Below are 18,761 nucleotides of genomic sequence, written 5' to 3' on the forward strand. Positions count from 1 at the left end.
CAATAAGGCAGCAGCCTTCACTCCGTCCGGGCCTCTAATTCCCCTTCAATATCCAGGTACAGTTCCTTTAAGGCAGCAGCAGTTTCCGGTCGTGCCTGCCACATTCCCCTTTCGATGGCTTCTAAAAGCTGGGCCGTGATAGTCTGCAGTGCCCAGGGGTTGACCTCCTTAAACCATTCCTGCATCCCCGGATCCAGAGCATACTTTTGCGCCAGGGCTTCATAGAGCCAGTCTTCCAGCACTTCCGCCGTAGCGTCCCAGCCAAAGGATATTTCCACCAGCGCCGCGAAGTCTGCGGCACCCTTATAACCATGCCGCTTCATACTTTCAATCCACTTGGGGTTAAGCACCCGCACCCGGAAGATATGCCGGGTTTCCTCCTCCAGGGTACGTACCCGTACCCGCCTGGGGTCGCTGCTGTCGCCGCTGAAGGAGAGGGGTAGTTCTCCTTTGATGGCCTTAACTGCCGCCACCATGCCGCCATGGTAGGAGTAAAAGTCATCACTGTCAAACATGTCTACTTCCCGGCTGTCCTCGTTCTTTACCGTTGCGGCCACCGTAGCGAGGCGGCGCCGGAAGGTATCCTGTGCCTCCCTGCCATAAGTACGACGGCTGTAGGCATAGCCGCCCCAGGTAACGTAGACTTCCCCCAGGTCCTTAGCATCCTGCCAGTTCTTTGCCGTGATTAAATTGCTTACACCGGCGCCATAGGTACCAGGCCGGTCGCTAAAAATACGCCACCTGGCTTCCTCCCGGGCTTGTTCCTCCTCTACGCCGGCGGCTATCCGCGCAGCTACTTCGGCTTTTACATGGGCCGCCACAAAATTCATTGTCTCCGGTTCGTCCAGCCCGGCTACCATTTCCACCGCCCGGTCAAGCAGGTGGATGACATTTAGGAAGGCATCGCGAAACATCCCGGAAGCCCGGATAGTTACATCAACCCGCGGCCGCCCCAGCTCCTCAAGGGGTATCACCGCCAGTCCTTTAATGCGCCCGCTTTTTTCTTCCCATACCGGTCGTACCCCCAGCAGATACAAGGCCTGGGCGATATCCTCGCCCCCGGTACGCATATTGGTGGTGGCCCAGATCACCATCCCGACGTTTTCCGGATAGTCACCTTTTTCCTGCTGGTAGCGTTCAAGGAGAGCCTCTGTCAGTTTCTTGCCCACTTCCCAGGCCGCGCGGGTAGGTATGGCCTGGGGATCAATAGAGTAAAAGTTGTGACCTGTAGGCAGGATATCAGCCATACCCCGTGTAGGCGCACCCGAAGGACCGGGTGGAATGAAACCACCCGCCAGGGCCTTAATAGAGTTTCCGATTTCTTCTACCGTTGCTTCCAGGGCCGGTACCAGGGTGCCGGTAATATATTTACCCAGCCGGATAATTTCTTCATCCCGGCACCCCAGGATCTCTTCTAAGACTACGGGTATGACTTCCTCGCTGAAGCCAGAGGCCGCCAGGGCTCGGATAAAGTCCCTGCTTAGTTGTTCGATTTCGTCCATGATTTCAGCGTTAGTACGCCCCTGCACCGGGTCGAAGAACCCAGGCTCACCCAGTAACTGGTCGTAATTGTATCCCTTCACCAGGGCCAGTCGTTCCCGTAAGGCAGGGAAATCGTTGTTGGGCAGGCGGGTTAAAGCTAGGAGCATTTCTACCAGGGCTTCATCTCGAGGTGCCTGGCCCAGGATGTGGAGGCCATCCCGGATGAGGGTATCTTTTACCTCATACAGGTAAGAATGCAGCCGTTCCAGGAAGCCTTCCCAGTCTTTCTCGGCCTCCTCTTTTTCCAGGCCCAGGTCACGGTCCAGCTGGCTGGCCGCTGCTTTTTCCCAGATCAAGTCGCGTAAAGCCGGCAGTTTAGTCTCGTCCAGGGTTTTAGCCATGTGATACTCTTTGACCAGGACTTCTATCTCGGCCAGCTCATCATAAGTATCGGCCCTGGTCATAACCGGAGGCAGGTGGGCAATGATCCCGGCATGGGTCCGCCTCTTGGCCTGGGTGCCTTCCCCGGGATTGTTAATGATGTAAGGGTAAAGGTGGGGCAGGTCATTAATGGCCAGGTCCGGGAAGCAGGCCCCGGACAACCCTACCCCCTTGCCCGGAAGCCACTCCAGGGAACCGTGCTTGCCGATATGGAAAACCATATCCGCCTGGAAAACGTCCCGCAGCCAGCGGTAATAGGCGAGGTAGTGGTGAGGTGGAGCCAGGTCAGGGCTGTGGTAAATTGTGGCCGGGTCCTCAAGAAAGCCCCGGGGCGGCTGGATGCCGATAAAAACGTTTCCCAGGAAGATGCCAGGGACGAGGAGCTGGCCCTGGTAATTAAATACTTCTCCCGGCGGTTCACCCCAATTGCATGTTAAATGCTCCCGGGCCTGAGGAGGAAAGGCCTCAAACCAGGCCCGGTAGGTATCCCGATCCACCCGATCAGCCGCCCGGCGATCCAGCTCCCGCGGGTCGAGCCAGCCGCGCTCGTTGGTCAGCCCGGACAGGAGCCTCTCCATCAGAGCCGCTCCATCCGGCGGTAAATCCTCTACCCGGTAGCCGGCGGCCTGCATAGCCACCAGCAGGCGGTGGACGCTGGCCGGGGTATCCAGGCCGAAGGCACAGCCGATGCGGTCGTTGCGTGGCGGATAATTATGTAAAATAATGGCTACCCTTTTCTCCTGGTTGGGTTTGTGCCGTAGCCGGGCCCAGCGCAGGGCCAGGGAGGCAACCTTGCTTACCCGTTCAGGAATAGGTACATACTGGCTTAAAACAGCACCGGTCGAGGGGTCCTCCCCGGTTTCTTCCCGGGTGGCAATAGGTACGCTGATTAGATCCCCGTCAAATTCGGGTAAGGCTACGCTCATGACCACATCCAGGGGTCCCAGACCCTGGAGGCTTTTTTGCCACTCATCAAAGGGAGTCAGGGACACGATGGCTTTAATCAGGGGTACGCCCAGCCGCTGGTAAAGCCCTTTTTCTTCCACCCGGCTGAAGGTGGGCGTGGCCATGGTCTGGGAGAACATCAGGGTATTAACCACCACATCTACCACCGGCCGGCCGTCCCGGCTAAAATAATTTTCCAACACCCAGGCCAGACCCCGGCTGCCCAGCTCGTCGTTCCTGGTGGCGTAAAGGAACACCGGCAAGGCTATGCCGCCTTGTTTTTCTATCTGCCGGACAAGTTCATCAATGAACGCTGTATTGCCTGCCACCCAGGCACTCTGGTAGAAAAGTATCCCCACTACCGGACGACTTTCTTTGAGCTTCTCCTGTAAATAAAGTGCCGCCGCTTCCGGTGCCGGGCAGTCCGGGTGGTAGAAGCCTTCCCAGGGTAACGGGCGGGGCTCGGCTGCCGCCACCTCTATACCACCATAACGACCGGCGGCCCAAAGAAGAAGGTTTTTCAGGTTATCCTCGCCGCCATAGGCAACGTACAGGCGCAGCCGGTGGTAATCTTGCGGCGTCATATTGCTAAGGGACAAAAGCTGCTGGTTATCATCTCCCATCGAGGGCAACACAGCCAGGGGGATATTCTTTTTCCTGGCCAGCTCTACCAGGTCCTGGAGCCCCGGCAGGGAATCCGGCCCCCCCATGAGGTGCGCGATAATCAGATTAGCGCCACCGGCAAGTTGAGAGATTTCTCCCGCCGTTCGCCCGCCTTCTCCCCGCTTAGATAAGGCCGCAACTTCAACTAGCCGGCCATAATCCTCCTGCACCCTCCGGGCAGCCCGGCTTAAACTACCCAGCTCACCTTCAATGGCCGTATAAAAGCAAATTTTTAAAGCCATAACCCTCTCCCCTCCAGCTTAAAGCTTTGCTCTCCCGTTAGCCGGACAAATGGGCAAAACCTGGACGCCCAGGTCGTCTTCGCGCACCCGGACTTCGACATCATAGACAGCACGGATATTTTCCGGGGTGAGCACCGCCTGCGGGCTACCGGAAGCAAAGATGCGACCCTGATGCAAGAGCACCAGCTTTTGGGAAAAACGGGCTGCCAGGTTTAAATCATGCAGTACCATGAGTACTGTCATTTTCTTTTTCCAGGCCAGAAATTCAAGGATGCCCAGCACCTCCAACTGGTGGCGAATATCCAGGTTGGAGGTAGGTTCATCCAGCAAGATAACCCTGGGTTCCTGGGCCAGGGCGCGGGCGATCATTACTCTCTGTTTTTCGCCCCCGCTTAAATTGGCCAGGGTTTTTCCAGCCAGTGGTTCGAGTTGGAGAAAACGAAGAATTTCTTCTACCACCTGCCGGTCTCTTTGCCCAACAACCCAGGTTATATAAGGCCTGCGACCCAGTAACACAGCTTCATACACAGTTAGAGGAAATACCTTCGTCCCTTCCTGGGGAACATAGCCCAGAATCATTGCCAGGGCCCGGCCCGACAGGTTGGTTATATTGCGGCCATCCAGGTAGATTACGCCCTGTGCCGGCAGCAATATCCTGGCCAGGCACCGCAGGAAGGTGCTTTTTCCTGAACCGTTTGGTCCTATAATGGTAACTATTTCCCCCGGATCTATGGTCAGCGTTACCTCATTGAGGACTGGTTGACTATCGTAATTAAATGACAAACCATCCACGGCCAGTTTCATGACCACCAGCGCCTCCTTTCCCGGAACAGGAGGGAGAGAAAAAAGGGTACACCGATTAGAGAAGTAATCACTCCCACCGGGATTTCGATGGGGCTGGCCACCGTCCGGGCCAGGGTGTCGGCCGCCAGCAAAAGGATAGCCCCCAGCAAACAGGAAGCCGGGATCAGGTAACGATAGTCGCTGCCGACCAGGAAGCGGCCCAGGTGGGGAGCCACCAGGCCAATGAAACCAATAATCCCGGTAAATGCCACCGTAGCACTGGCCAGCATTGAGGCGCCGACAGCACCGTTACGCCGCAGCCGGCTAAGATTGACGCCCAGATTGGCTGCCACTTCCTCCCCGGCTCCCAGGGCATTGAGGTCCCAGGAATAGCGCCAGAGAAAACCCAGGGCAGCAAGGCAAACAGTAAAAAGCAAAAATAAAGGTTGCCATTTAGCCCCGGCCAGTCCTCCCATGAGCCATAGAGTGAGTTCACGCAGTTCTTCATGGGAAGACAGGTACTTCAGTAAAGAAACGCCAGCGGAAAAGAGATAACCCAGGGCCACGCCGGCCAGGATGAGGGTCTCCGGGGCCAGGCCCCGAAGACTGGCTAATCCATAGATGACAAAAGTTGTCAGCAGGCCAAAGGTAAAAGCGCAGGCAACGACAATATAACCTTTCGCCAGGGTGAAACCGGCGAGCTTTCCCAGGCCAAGGACCACGGCCAGGGCCGCCCCGAAGGAAGCGCCGGCGGAGATGCCCAGTATATAAGGATCGGCAAGGGGATTGCGTAAAATCCCCTGCATAACTACCCCTGCTCCGGCCAGGCTGCAGCCGGCCAGGGTGGCTAGCAGCACACGGGGCAGGCGGAGATTTAAGATCACTGTCCGTGCCAGGTTGTTCCCTGCCTCCTGGCCGGAGGAGGTTGTTACCGCCCCCTTGATAACCTGCCAGAGTTCCTGGAAGCTGATATTGGCGCTGCCAAGGCCAAGGGAAACTGCCAGGGCGGCCGCCAGAGCCATGCTTAAAAAAATGATAGTTATAATTTTATGGCTTACCAACCGGGCGTAGAGATCGTCCCGTACCTGACCTGCAGCCCTGTTTCCCGCTATACTGCCCATCATTAATGCCCCCTTAAGTGGGTAAAAGCTCACGCCGGGACTTACGCCCCCACAGCAATTTATTTAGCATCCGGATAGACCCACGTACCTTTTAATTCCATGTGGTAGAAGTCCTGCAGCAACTGGCGGTGGACGGCTTCCGGGTCGAGGTCGGCAAAAACATCGGGGTGGAACCACTTGGCCCAGTAAAGGGAACCGATTACCGATCTGATCCCGGTACCAAGGCCCCAGCTCATGATATAGACCTTTTTCTGGCTAACCGCCGTTGTCTGCTTTAATGCCGGTCTGGCCAGGATTTCATCATAGAGGGCTTTCATTTTATCCGCGGCGTCCCGGCTGGCCATGCAGATGATTACCTGAGGGTCCTGCCCGGCCAGCCATTCAGGAGTCAGCTCCGGGTATTTAACCTTCTGGCCGGCAGCAATATTCTTCCCTCCGGATAAGGCAATACGATCGGCAGCGGGGGTTTTATCTCCGGCGCTGTAGTAGGGTTTTTGCCACTCGTAGTAAACCCGGGGCTTTTTATCTTCCGGCAACTTCGCCACTCTCTCCTTTATTAGTTGATAGTATTTTTCGCTAATGGCAATTAGTTTGGCCGCCGTTTCTTCCTTCCCCGTCAGTTCACCCATTTGCTTAGTTACTAAGGCAGTTTCGTGGGGATAAGAAGTCGTATAGACCAGGACCGGCAGGCCGGCCTCTTCCAGCTTGGCCCGTAGGTCGTCCTTCAACATGGTATCGGCAATGACCACATCCGGGGCGCTCTGGATGATGGCTTCCAGATTGGGAGCGAAAGAAGATTTGGCCATAACCGGGATTTTCTCCAGGTCTGCTGGAAAAATCGAGTAACTATCACGCCCGATGATCTTATCAGCGCTGCCTAAAGCATAAAGGACTTCTGACACACCCGAAGTTATACAAACGATTTTATCCACCGGGCAGGAAATTTTTACTTTTTTGCCGGTGCCGTCAACAAAAGTTTTAACCGTTTTCCTGGTATTACTATTTTGAGTGCCAGTTTTTTCGCTACTACACCCGGTTACAAAGATTATTACCAGCATTAGCAGGCATATTACCCTGGCGGCAAAACCATATTTTTTGCTCAACATTTTTGATAGCCTCCTCCTTGAGTTTTTATGGTAGCCCACGTCAACGAGCAGGACTCCTGGCTCAGGTTTACCGGCACCGCATTATTGCCACCATCAAAAAACGGCCTAATCTAACACCTCCCAGCAATACTCCCCGGGTGGGTTAGAATAGGCCGTCCATCTACCGCTCCCGGCGCATCGGGAACCTCCAGTCGTTTTTCCTTATTGGAAGTTCCTTGCCGGACCGGCTGGCTGCATTTAAGCTGGCCCCTCGGGGCCAGACACCTACCCTTATAAAATAAATTAAAAAACCCCTGCTCCAAAGAAAACAGGGGACATGCCGTTTCCCCATCCTGCGTAGGGAGCACCAGCTACTACGGCAAGCACCAGGTCTCCTGGCTCGGGTTCAACGCTCCCCCACGCCTTCCCAGTCCAGCACTCAGCCCCTTCAGTTGCACCGTCCCGGGTACTTCTTAAAGAAGATAACCCGTAGCGGTAGAGATCTTGCTGAGTGCTGGGCCAGTGGCCTGATGTGGGGTCACTCCCCCTTACAGTGGCGCGACCGCGCCGGATTTGCACCGGCTTCCCTTGATGCTAACCTGATTAATTTTATTATATACTTCATTCTACATTTACAACCAAAATCCTCCTTCCCAGCTAATTTTCTCGAAAAAACCATACTTTGAACTTGCTCGCCACTCAGTTCATGAAGATAACGGTGCAGGTATTCTTTGTTTAGCCCTACTAAAACGAATTAGTTCCGAGAGCCGTTCTCCTTCTTCATGGAAGACGTTAACAATATAACTCGATTTATCACTCGGATAAACAGCCTGTTCAAAGTACCGACGGGATCCCCTGCTTTCACCGCGGCCAAACAGGCTTCCCCACCGCCATATCCCTGCAGTAACCTTATCCCGGCCGCGATAACTGCTTCACCCGGGAGCAGCCCCCATTCATACTCGTCCCACAAATGAATCAGGCTTGCTGCCAGGGCTACCAGGCCTGGCTCGCCCTGGATGTGTTGCAGTCGCGCTAGATAGCTGTCCCGGTCCAGTCCCAGGCCTTCCTCCCGGGCCTGCCGCCAGAAGTCTTCCATCCCGACGCCGTACCTGTCCAGGCGCGCCAGGAAGCTGCACTGGCGGCGGGGATTTAGACCGGTCTGCTTTTCCAGGGCTATTTTCACGGCTTCTTTCACCGTCACGCCGATTAATTCCCCTAGTTTTGCATGCTTGCCAGCATCAGTAAAATAATGGGGGCTCTGGATATTGGCGACGGCAATGATCTGGTCGGTACCCGACCCGGTGGCAATCCCCCGGGAATAACGGCTGGGCGCCATGAGCTCCTGCAAGGCGGCAGTTTTGGCCTCCGTAGCTGTAACTATGGAGCGCACCAGGGCGTGGGGAGGCAAGTTCCCGTTTATCAGAAGGATAATATTAATAGTGCCGGGGACAAAGACCCATTGCCCGTCCATCTCGTAATAATTGGCCCTATCCCCGGCCCGCCCACCATTGACGTCGATGCCCCCGGTAACAATGGCCGTCACTGCTAATTCCCGGAACCCGTTCGTTTTTATAGCAGCGTTTTCCATCCTGGCGGCTGTAAGCAACCCGGCGGTGTGACGGTACGGCAGGTCTAGCTTGCCGGCCAAATACTCCAGGTAACCTTCCACGCTGCCTCCCGGGAGGCTGGCAGGATCATGCTTATCAGGCGGCAGGTGATGATTAAATACCGCCTGCAGGTCTTGCCGGTACCCACCGTTAAGCCAGGCCGTGCTTACCACCCGGCGCGGCCCGGGAAAATAGACAATGAGGGTATCATCCCGCCGGTGAATTTTTTCCCCGTTTTTTAACTCATAAAGCAGCATTCTTATCCCCTTCTATTACCGGTAGTAACGTCACTTCCAGTTTACGGCGAAAACGCTGCAATATTTTTACGAAGCTAGGACCAAAGAGTAAATAAAAAGCTGCATTGCCTGTGGCATGAAAGGTATCAAACCAGAAGCTGGCAGCATATGTGGCCACAAAGGATTGCCAGGTCAGGGGATGAACAAAGGCCGTCCAGGTCCACAGGTTCATTATCCAGCCAAAAAGGTATCCCCACTGAAAGCTAAATACCGTCATAACCTTCTTGCCCGCCCGGGGGAAGATAATCCCCATCACCCCTGCCGAGGTGCCGGCCAGCCCCCAGGCAAACATCTGCCAGGGCGTCCACGGGCCCTGGCCCAGGAAAAAGTTGGATACCAGGGCCGCCGTGGTACCGACCATAAACCCGGCCCGCGGTCCGAAGACAAAGCCAGAAATGATTACCATAAAGGTGGCCGGCTGGATATTGGGCAAAGCAGCAAAAGGAACCCGGCAAACGGCGGCAATAGTACCCAGCATGGCGATTACGGCTACCTCCCGGGAAGAAACCCGTCCCTGTTCAAACCCCCAGTACAGCAAAACCAGGGCCATAATAATTATTACCGGAGCCAGCAAACCCCACCCCTGGCCCAAAAGAAGGGCGTTGATCTTGATACTGGCCAGCAACAAGCCCAGGATAAATACCAGGACAAAGGGAAACAACATTTTACGCCAGAAAGCCACAATCCATACCCTCCCAACGTGCCAGCCGGGACGTATACGGCAGCACAAGCAGCCTGTAAAAACTCGCCAGGAACATAAGGGACATACCATGTAGCGGGAAAACCGTACTCGCTAGCCAGCCCGCCGGTACTGGCCGGGCGGCGGTCCCTCCGGATGCCTCACCTTCCTTCCGGAACTGCCTGCCTGGCAGGCCATACGGGTTCCAGCCTCTCCAGGGCATCTCGCAGGGTCAGGACACCGTCAACATAGCCGCGGCACATTTTACCAATCTGGGTGGAATAAAAAACCGACTGGCCCAGGACCTGGTGCTTAGGTCCATCGGCAACGATCCGGCCGGCAAACAGCAGCAGTACCCGCGTGGCGTAGGCGGCAGCAAATTCAACATCGTGGGTCACCAATACCACACTTACTCCTTCCTTGCTTAAGTCCATCAACATTGCTCCCAGTTCGTCCTTTAAACGATAATCCATCCCCCTGGTAGGCTCATCAAGTACCAGGAGCCGGGGCCGGGTTACCAGTATCGAGGCCAAGGCTACCCGCTGGCGCTCGCCGCTGCTTAAATCGCGGGGGTTTACCCGCCGGTAGCGCTGTAAGCCGAGCTTCTCCAGGAGTTCATTAACCACACCGTCATCAGTAAGACCGAAATTTTTTAGGGTGAAAAGCAATTCCTCTTCCACGGTATCCTGGAAGAGATAATCATTGGGATTCTGGGAAAGGTAGGCAATCCTGCCGGCCCCGGGCTGGCTCTCGTTACTAAGGTCGCGGCCCATTACCAGCATCCGTCCCCGCCCCGGTTTTAAGAGGCCGGCCATGGTTTTCAGGAGGGTGGATTTACCCGCGCCGTTGGTACCCAGGATAGCCACCAGCTCACCGGCAGCAATTTGCAAGCTGATGTCCTGCAAGGCTTCTCTACCGTTGGGATAGGTAAACCATACCCTGCTCATGGTCAAAACCGGTTCTCCCGGACTTTCATTTACAACCGGCCTTAGAGGAGAAAACTTCCGGTAGTTAAAGTTTGACCGCAGTAACCGGCGTCCTTCCTTGACGGTAACGGGAATAGAGGGGAAACCTAGCCGGGCAAAAAAACGGGCCACGGGAGGAATAAAAGGAATTTCCCTTGCTACCGCCCAGCGGGCCAGTTGTTCCGGTGTACCCTCATATTTGACCTGGCCGTCTTCCATGAGCACTACCCGGTCAGCAAGGTGGAAACACCTTTCCAGCCGCTGCTCGATTAAAATCATGGTCAGCCCCATTTCCTCATTTAACCGTTTAATGAAATTAAAAAATTCCTCGGCCGCTACCGGGTCCAGCTGGGAGGTAGGCTCGTCTAAAATTAGCACCTGCGGCTGCATGGCCAGGACGGCAGCCAGAGCCAGCTTTTGCTTCTGCCCGCCGGAAAGGTGCGCGGTAAATTCCTGTCTTACCTCTGCCAGGTCCAGAAAGCTCAGGACTTCGGCTACCCGCCGGAACATTTCTGCCTGGGGCAGGCCTAGGTTTTCCAGGCCGAAGGCGATCTCGGCCTCGACACTGGTCATAACCAGCTGTTTTTCCGGGTCCTGGAAGACTATCCCCACTTCCCGGGCCAGTTTTCGCCGGTCCATCTGGCCCATGTCCCGCCCTTGAAAATAAACCTTGCCCCCAAACCTGCCGCCGTAAAAGTCCGGGATCAGTCCGGCCAGCGCCCGCGCTAAAGAAGACTTGCCCGAACCCGAACCGCCGGTTATAAGCAAAAACTCCCCTTCCTCGATACGCAAATTAATGCCTTTTAAGGCTGGTTTTTCCCTGTCCGGGTAGTAATAGGTCAAATTTTCGCATTGAAATAAGGGCACCGCTGCCACCCCCAGCTCAATACCACCGGAACGGATAAAGCGAGAATGATAATAATTAAAACTATGACGGTCATGGGGCCTTTAATCAAGTAGTCCAGCTGCGGGTAAAAACTAAAAGTGCTGAATCCTTTAGCCTGGCCATAAACGGCCACTGCTAAAGCCAGGAGGCTCCATCCAAGGCAAAGGCTGTCCCTTGGCCGCCAGGTATCCCGCCGGTAACAGGATCGCCGTCCACTGCCAAAGGCCCGCGCCTGCATGGCCTCGGCTATTTCCAGGGAATCTTCCAGGGAAGACAGGAGCAGGATGTTCATCAGGGCAGCATATCTGGGTAGCCTTTCTTTTAACGTCCCGGCATGAAAATCAACGCCCCTTACCATTTGCACTTCCTGGATGTTTTCCATTTGCCTGATCATGGCTGGAAACATCCTGGTAGCCAGGGACAGCACCAGCGCCGACCGGGAGGCAAAACGCGCCAGCAAACTTAAAACTTTATCCGGGTGAACCATGAGATTATAGAGGCAAAAGATGCTGATGATGGCTAAAAGCCGCACGCTCATGGCCGCGCCGTAACAAATGGCTTCCAGCGAGACGGTTAAGCGGCCGAAAACTGGCAGGCGTGGTCCCCACCAGATAATCGTGTCCCCGGCATGAACTACCAGGGGGTTGATGATAATCACAAGCAACATCATGCCCAGGCTGAGGCGTAAATAAATTTCCCAGACCGCAAGGCCCCGGGCAGCGCTGATGGCCAGGACAACGACCAGCAATAACCCCAGGAGGTAAAGGGGGTTGGTGAATACCAGGGCCAGCACAAGTAAAAGGCCTAGGTAAGTCAAGGCTGCCACCGGGTGCAGGCTCTGTAAAAAGAGACCTTTGTCCTGGTAAAAAAATTGATCAAACATCTTCAGTGAAGCCCTCCAAAATGTGCTCCGGCGGAAACTGGGACCCTGGTTTTCGCCCGTTGGATGTTCCTTGCGGAGCTGACGACTGCCGGCATCGGCCTGTTGCCATAAAGGTGGTTTAGTTTGAATTTTTTATGCTCACCGTTTGGGAAGTTGCATCCCAGTCTACCTGGTAGCCAAAGGCTTCCGCTACAAACCGGGCCGGGAGATAGGTGCGGCCATCCCTCAGCAGGGGAGCGACGCCGATGCTCCTGGCCAGGCCATTGACGTAGCCGGTTTCTTCGCCAATAACCATGGTTACTGTAACGCCATCCTTGCTCAGTTTAACAGCCGCAGTTTTCTCATCCCAGCTAATGCCGTCACTCGCTACGTCCAGAGCATAAGCCAGGTAACGCACGGGTACATAGGTCCGGCCATTTTCAATGAAAGGGGCTGCATCCATCGCCTTTACATCTTCTTTCCCCCCGGCCACAACTGTATAGCTCCTGTCGCCAACAATAAAACGTGCTTTATACCGGTTAGCAGCAGGCGGCGTGGCTAATCGAGCATAAAACGGCTGACCAAAATAGATGCTGGCCAGGGCCATTAAGGCCTGGCTGGTAGCCATTTCATTACTTCCCGTCCCAGTGATGTGTTCAAAGGAACCGTCAGGCAACTGGAAGTGGAGCAGGGCAGTTAAAACATCTCCTCCTGCTTTGTTAAAATTGCCTTGAAGTGGATCAATGCCAACTGCAGTCAGCCCTTCAATGACCATGCAGCAGCTTTCTGGATTTTCCGCCCCCCAGGACTCAAAACTGCCATTTTCTTTTTGGGCCTTTTCCAGGTAAGCCACTGCCTTTTGGACAACCGGACTATCTTTTTTCTCACCTAAAGCCCCCAGGGCCATTAACGCCATACCGGTAGAATCCACATCGGGCGTTTCTTTATCTGTAGCGTCCCAGTAAAAGGAACCGTCGGCGTGCTGCCTGGCCACCAGCCAGCTTAGGGCCTTGCTCTTATCGGGAATATCAGCGCCGGCAGCATGCAGGGCCAATACCGCCCAGATGTGGGCATTAACTAGCTGTTCACCGCCATGAGCTATATTGTCAGCAAACTTACCACTGGCGAGCTGGGAATCCTGGATCTTTTTTATAAGGTTCTGGCCCTGGTAATTATAGGGATTCCCTCCAGCGGCCAGAACGGCCAGGACCAGGGTGGCATAATCATTCATTTCACCGGATGCGGTAGCAGCAGCCAGCATTTTTTCACAGGCCTGGCCGGCCAGCGTACCTTTTAAATCCCTTCCTGACGCCGCCAGGGCAATATAGCTCCAGGGAGATAAAATACCCCTGGCCTTCTCTCTTGTTAACAAATAATCGGCAGCGTTATTTAATGATTTTCCGGCGCTATCCCTCCCGGTAAGGGCCCAGGCTGGCGTGACAGCGCCAGCGATAAGTAAGAATAAAATTAAAAAAGCCAGTGCCAAACCTGAAATCTTCTGCTTTAACATGCCTGTGCACCCCTTTCCTGATAAATTAAGGTGAGGCCACCTTCAACCCTTCCCAGGTGGGCCCGGTACTATTCAGGGTTTCGCTATACCACCAGATAATCTTATCACCTGACCGAATCCCTTTCTCGCTGGCCGCCACCATGGGGATCTCCTCGTTAACCTTATACATCCACCCGGCCATACCTTTATTGTCTTGCCCGGCTATACTCCGGACAAAATTGCCGTATACAGGACTGATGCTGTATTTCAGGCCGGTGGCATCCAGGGCCCCGAGGGCCGTCAATCCCCATTTGTTGTTTTTATCAACCGTCACCGTAGCAGGACCATAAAGGAGTTGCCCTTTCATGCCAACTACGGCAATATCCACCCGGCACCCGGAGGCGGCAGGAGAAGCCTGGTTATGACTGCCGTTGCCGTCTTTCTTAGCTGCTGGTAGAGGGGGGCCGCTGCCGGCATCAATCTGGCTGCCAGCACTCTGCGCCGGCTGTGTCGCCTGGGGAGCACCGGCAGGTCCAGCGGTTTTCCCCCCGCCGGTTATAGCGCTGTCACCTGACTTCTCCCCCGCCGTTTTTTCCGGAGGCTTGAAGGTTTCAGGCGCTTTTTGATTGCCGGCACTTTCCGGAAAGCCGCCGGCAACAGCATTCTCCGCTGGTAAGGGAGCCCCGGTGGGTGGTGTCAGGACATTATCAGCCTCGCGTGGCCCGGTATAGAAATTAGAGATTGCCGGCCCTATTAAGGCCAGTAAGACTATCAGGGCCGCTACCAGGTAAATAAATTTTTTTTGCATTTACTATTCCTCGCTATGCCTGTATTATCAGTCCCGTCAAGGCCACCTTCCCTGGGCCCGTAAGATCTCCAGCAGCGATGGGGAGCACCGCTGGACACGCCGGCGCTCCCCATCGTTTTAATCCTTCTTTTTTCATTTACTCTGCTACTAGCATCCGGTAAATCATCACCGCGCATTCTGCCCGGCTGGCCGTATCTCCCGGCCGGAACGTACCATCTTCAAAGCCTTTAACCAGCCCGTGGGCGGCAGCTACAGCTACGCTTTTTCTGGCCCAGGCAGAGACTTTATCGTTATCTTTAAAGGTCAGCTTTTCCTCGCTGGCGGGCAGGTTCATGGCCCGGACCAGCATAGCCACCAATTCTTCGCGGGTAATGAGGTTTTCAGGGCGGAAGGTGCCGTCCTCATAGCCTTTGACCAGGCCGTTGCCGGCGGCGGCAGTTACTGCCCCGGCGTACCAGGCGTCACCTTTTACGTCCTTAAAGGGGTTCTTCGTCCCTTCCTTCGCCTCCAGGCCCAGGGCCTTGACCAGGAGGCTTGCAAATTCCGCCCTGGTCACCGCCCGGCCCGGCTCGAAGTGGCTGCTGTCCACCCCAGCCACAATGCCAGCCCCGGCCAGAGTTTCAATGGTATCCTTCGCCCAGGCAAACGAATTATTAGTTACATCCTCAAAAGATTTCCTGGCTTCCTTTACAAACACGGCATAATCGGAGAAGTGGTTTATCCGGGCCAGGATTAAGCCTTTAGACATGTCGACCACGGCCGGTATAGCCACCCACTGGCCTTTTGTCTTATCGTACCAGGCCAGGGCCAGATTCTCCGGTTTGGCCAGGGGCGGCAAGGCAATTTTTAAGTTTAAGGTCACCGGTATGTTGAAGGTAGTACCGTCGGGTCCAAAATTGTAAATTGCCGATATTTGCTGGTAGCCTGCCGGTGGAGGAGCCTGGGCAGCATTGCCCCCCGTATTTCCAGCGCTCGCAATAACGGTAACCTTCTTAATGGTAATCTCTAAATCGTTTTGTAATGCCTCGGCTGGTATGGACAGGGCTATTTCTTCTTTAGCATCAGTTATGATTGCTCCCGCTGAAGCGGTGACCTTCTGGGCCAGGTAAATTTGGTTTTGGGCCAGCTCTTTCCTCAAGGCGGCAATTTCAGCACGGCTCATGGCCTTTTCGCCGCCAGTGACTACCACGGCTTTTTTAACTTCGCTTAAAGGAGCGATCTGGAAGGTACCCTCTGTTAATTCCAGCAACTGGTTAATTTTCGCTAATGCATCCACGGCAACTTCGGGGGCCTGTAGGGCTACTGGGAGTTTTTTATTTTGCTCATTTAGATCGGCTGGTACAGTCATAGCCGTCGTGGCAGAGGTGCTACTTTTTAGCAGACTTTCCCACACTGGTCCCGGAGAGCTCCAGTCCGTGCTGTACCACCAGATGACCTGGTCGCCGTCCTGGATCGTTTTCTGGGAAGCGCTCACCATGGGCACGCTGCCGTTGACCTTGTACATCCACCCGTTCATACCGCTGTTGGCCTGGCCGGCGATGCTTTTAACAAAGCCGTTATCGTCGACGTAGGGAAGACCGGTGGCGTCCAGGGCTCCCAGGGCCGTCAGGCCCCATCTGCCGTTTTTGCTCACCATGACCGAGCCGGGCCCATAAAGGAGCTCGCCGTTCATGCCTACTACGGCAATGTCGACGGTACAGTAATTACGATCTGAAGTTGATGAGGCTGGCAAAGCGACATTAAGGGTAGCGGCCGCCGCTAGGCCATTATAAGCAGCCCTTACCACCGTCTGCCCGGCCTTAAGGGCGGTGACCAGGCCATAGACAACCTCTGCGATGCTGCTGTCATCCACCGACCAATCGGCATCCCGGGTTACGTCGCTCCTAGTGCCGTCAAAATAAGCCACCAGGGCCTTAAACTGCTGCTGGCCGCTAAGATTGAGGGTGGCAGTAGTAGGCTGCACCAGAAGTCCCAGGGAAGTTCCGGGGTCGATAGTTCCCGCCAGAATCAGATAAGTATAAAGGGCCTCGCTGGCGTCCAAAACATTTCTGTAAGCGCCAAAGCTGCCGTCTTCGTTCAAGGCCTTGAGCATCATGTAGGATACCGGCGATAACCCGGCGGGGCTCCGCCAGTTTAAAGGATCTTGTCCCAGTCTTTTAAGGGTAATAATCACTTCGGCGGTATCCACTACCGGATCTTCGGCCCAAAACTCGGTGCGATAACAGACGCTGCCGTCAGGCTGCAGCCATTGTTTCAGGTATTGCAAGCCGTTATTAATGGCTGCCTGGATCTGCGGGTCATTTTGTTGATACCCTGACAAATACGTTAAAGCCCGGATCGCCTGGGCGGTAGACATAAAGTCGGGGTAAAAAGTGCTGCCCCCCACTTCTCCCCAGGCGCCATAAGTGGCTTCGGCCACGCTTTGTTTGCCCAGGAGGTAATCGCGGGTATAAACATCATTGATTACGCTTATCCGGCCCGCTTCCCCCAGGGCGATATAGGCCCACATGTCGCTGTAAACGCTGTTGTCGAAGCCCTTTGTCGAATGGCGTTCCTTTAAAAGATTTACCAGTTTTTCTACCCGTGTTGTATCGTCCCAGCTGTTTAAGGCCAACAAGCACTGGGCTATGGTTTTCGTCCTGGACCTTTTCACCCAGGGAGATGTGCTGCCGGCGTAATCATCATACTTTTTGCCTAAAGATTGTAAAGCAATCAGGGTTTCGGCCGTAGCAAAGGTACTGTCCCATTGAGCCGGGATAGCCCCCGTGTCAACATCCTGGATATCTTGAAGGTAAGCCAGGCCCTCCTGGATGGCTTTATAAACGTCGCTATTTGGGTCGCCTGCCCCGTTGAAGTAGCTGAGGGCCGTAAGAACCTGGGCCGTTAAATCCGGTTCTTCCGGGTCATAACCACCCCAGGCCGCCCCGGCAGCGTTTCCCCAGGCGTCTTTGTGTTCATGCTTAAACCCATTAAGGTAGTTCAAAGCGGATGCCTGGTCAATGCCGCTGAGCTTACCCGCTTTGCCCAAAGCGGCTAGGACCATGACATCGTCATAGATGCTGTTGCCAAAGTAGACTGTGCCGCTGCCCGTATTTTGTTTGCTTATAATAGCCTTTGCAAGCGTGTCAATGTCACATGAAGCCGGATCTACAGCATAAAGGGCAGTTAGTTCTTTCGCCAGATAGACGGCATCCAGTACCGAGGGATTGCTGGCAGCAGCCTGGGCCGAAGCGATAACGGCAGCCTTCAAAGATTTGCCATTATAGACCCACCCGGCTGCAGAGAGGTCTTCACCTGCCTGGACCAGTGCTTCAACGCAGCGATAATCAAAGTTCCAGCCGTTAACTTCATAGGTCAGGCTGCCGTTCTGGTAACGATTTTGGAAATAATAAACCGCCTTGCTAATGCTATCTTGGACCTGGTTATAAACAGCATCAGTAACGGGCAAATCCGGTTTTACCAGGGCCAGGGCCTGCAGCGGGGCCTTGGTGCCATAATCATTGCCTAAAGGGCCAAAGCTGCCGTCGTCATTCTGGGTGGCCAAGATATAAGTAAGCAGGCCGTTATTATTGCCAAGTAAGTCGGCCAGTTTTTCTATGCTGCTTTTTAACGTTTCCTCATTCCTGGTCCATTTTACTTTATCTTCTAGATTTTCTCCCGCCAGGGTAAGTATGTAGGCCGTGTAGCCGTCAATCTTTTCCCCAGCCTGGTAGCGGTCGTTAATAAATTTTATGGCTTTAGCGGCCAGTTCTTGGGCAGTATAGGCAACGGCCTGATCCGCGGCCATAGCCTTGCCCGGGACAACAAATGGTACAAGAAAGCTGAAAAGAAGGCAAACCGTTATTGCCAGGGATATAAAACGCCTGTTGAACCTCTTATAGAACATTCCTGCCACCCTGCCTTTCATAAATTTAGCCAGTGAATCAAGAGGGTCTTAACGGGTGTCACACCTTTACGACGTGCTCCATGACCGGGCACCCGTCTGCCTACAAAAATGAAAAATCGGCCTGATCTAACACCTCCCAGCAATACTCCCCGGGTGGGTTAGAATAGGCCGTCCATCTACCGCTCCCGGCGCATCGGGAACCTCCAGTCGTTTTGCCTTATTGGAAGCTCCTTGCCGGGCCGGCTGGCAGCATTTAAGCTGGCCCCTCGGGACCAGACACCTACCCTTATAAAATTAAAAAACCCCTGCTCCAAAGAAAACAGGGGACATGCCGTTTCCCCATCCTGCGTAGGGAGCACCAGCTACTACGGCAAGCACCAGGTCTCCTGGCTCGGGTTCAACGCTCCCCCACGCCTTCCCAGTCCAGCACTCAGCCCCTTCAGTTGCACCGTCCCGGGTACTTCTTAAAGAAGATAACCCGTAGCGGTAGAGATCTTGCTGAGTGCTGGGCCAGTGGCCTG

At 54.6% G+C, this 18,761-nt stretch carries 12 protein-coding genes and 1 riboswitch; all 12 genes read right to left on the minus strand.

Translation table 11 applies throughout. The features are described 5' to 3' along the window. Window positions 1–17: 17 nt before the first annotated feature. Window positions 18–3,773 (minus strand): cobaltochelatase subunit CobN, encoded by a 3,756-nt coding sequence (gene cobN, locus MOST_RS08700; protein ID WP_054935528.1) that lies wholly within the window; start codon window positions 3,771–3,773, stop codon window positions 18–20. A gap of 18 nt (window positions 3,774–3,791) precedes the next feature. Continuing rightward, window positions 3,792–4,577, minus strand: coding sequence for an ABC transporter ATP-binding protein (locus tag MOST_RS08705; RefSeq protein ID WP_054935527.1), 786 nt, complete (start codon window positions 4,575–4,577; stop codon window positions 3,792–3,794). Next, entirely contained in the window at window positions 4,574–5,677 is a 1,104-nt protein-coding gene (locus tag MOST_RS08710; RefSeq protein ID WP_054935526.1) for a FecCD family ABC transporter permease, read from the minus strand. Before MOST_RS08710 ends, MOST_RS08705 begins: the two co-directional genes overlap by 4 nt. A 59-nt stretch (window positions 5,678–5,736) precedes the next feature. Further along, the gene (locus tag MOST_RS08715; protein ID WP_054935525.1) at window positions 5,737–6,783 is read right to left on the minus strand and encodes an ABC transporter substrate-binding protein; all 1,047 of its coding nucleotides are present in this window, start codon (window positions 6,781–6,783) and stop codon (window positions 5,737–5,739) included. Between the two features lie 367 nt (window positions 6,784–7,150). Further along, window positions 7,151–7,351: riboswitch (cobalamin riboswitch) on the minus strand. Between the two features lie 165 nt (window positions 7,352–7,516). Further along, complete coding sequence (locus tag MOST_RS08720; protein ID WP_054935524.1) at window positions 7,517–8,626, minus strand: adenosylcobinamide amidohydrolase; 1,110 nt, start codon at window positions 8,624–8,626, stop codon at window positions 7,517–7,519. Beyond that, window positions 8,613–9,329: an ECF transporter S component gene (locus MOST_RS08725; protein ID WP_054935577.1), complete on the minus strand. Its 717-nt coding sequence runs from the start codon at window positions 9,327–9,329 to the stop codon at window positions 8,613–8,615. The genes MOST_RS08720 and MOST_RS08725 overlap by 14 nt, the downstream gene beginning before the upstream one ends. A gap of 176 nt (window positions 9,330–9,505) precedes the next feature. Further along, entirely contained in the window at window positions 9,506–11,176 is a 1,671-nt protein-coding gene (locus MOST_RS08730) for an ABC transporter ATP-binding protein (RefSeq protein ID WP_054935523.1), read from the minus strand. Further along, window positions 11,149–12,078, minus strand: coding sequence for an energy-coupling factor transporter transmembrane component T (locus tag MOST_RS08735; RefSeq protein ID WP_054935522.1), 930 nt, complete (start codon window positions 12,076–12,078; stop codon window positions 11,149–11,151). The genes MOST_RS08730 and MOST_RS08735 overlap by 28 nt, the downstream gene beginning before the upstream one ends. Before the next feature lie 118 nt (window positions 12,079–12,196). After that, a complete protein-coding gene (locus MOST_RS08740; RefSeq protein WP_054935521.1) occupies window positions 12,197–13,567 on the minus strand; it encodes a stalk domain-containing protein in 1,371 nt (456 codons plus the stop codon). A 25-nt stretch (window positions 13,568–13,592) separates the two neighbouring features. After that, window positions 13,593–14,354, minus strand: coding sequence for a DUF4430 domain-containing protein (locus MOST_RS08745; protein WP_054935520.1), 762 nt, complete (start codon window positions 14,352–14,354; stop codon window positions 13,593–13,595). Between the two features lie 136 nt (window positions 14,355–14,490). Next, window positions 14,491–18,240, minus strand: a complete 3,750-nt coding sequence (locus MOST_RS08750; protein WP_161952820.1) for an S-layer homology domain-containing protein — start codon at window positions 18,238–18,240, stop codon at window positions 14,491–14,493. 294 nt (window positions 18,241–18,534) lie between these two features. Further along, window positions 18,535–18,761, minus strand: a 227-nt coding sequence (locus tag MOST_RS17650; protein ID WP_211295968.1) for a hypothetical protein, incomplete at its 5' end; no start/stop codon positions are given.

The sequence above is a fragment of the Neomoorella stamsii genome (assembly GCF_002995805.1).
In the GTDB taxonomy this organism is placed as follows: domain Bacteria; phylum Bacillota; class DSM-521; order Neomoorellales; family Neomoorellaceae; genus Neomoorella; species Neomoorella stamsii.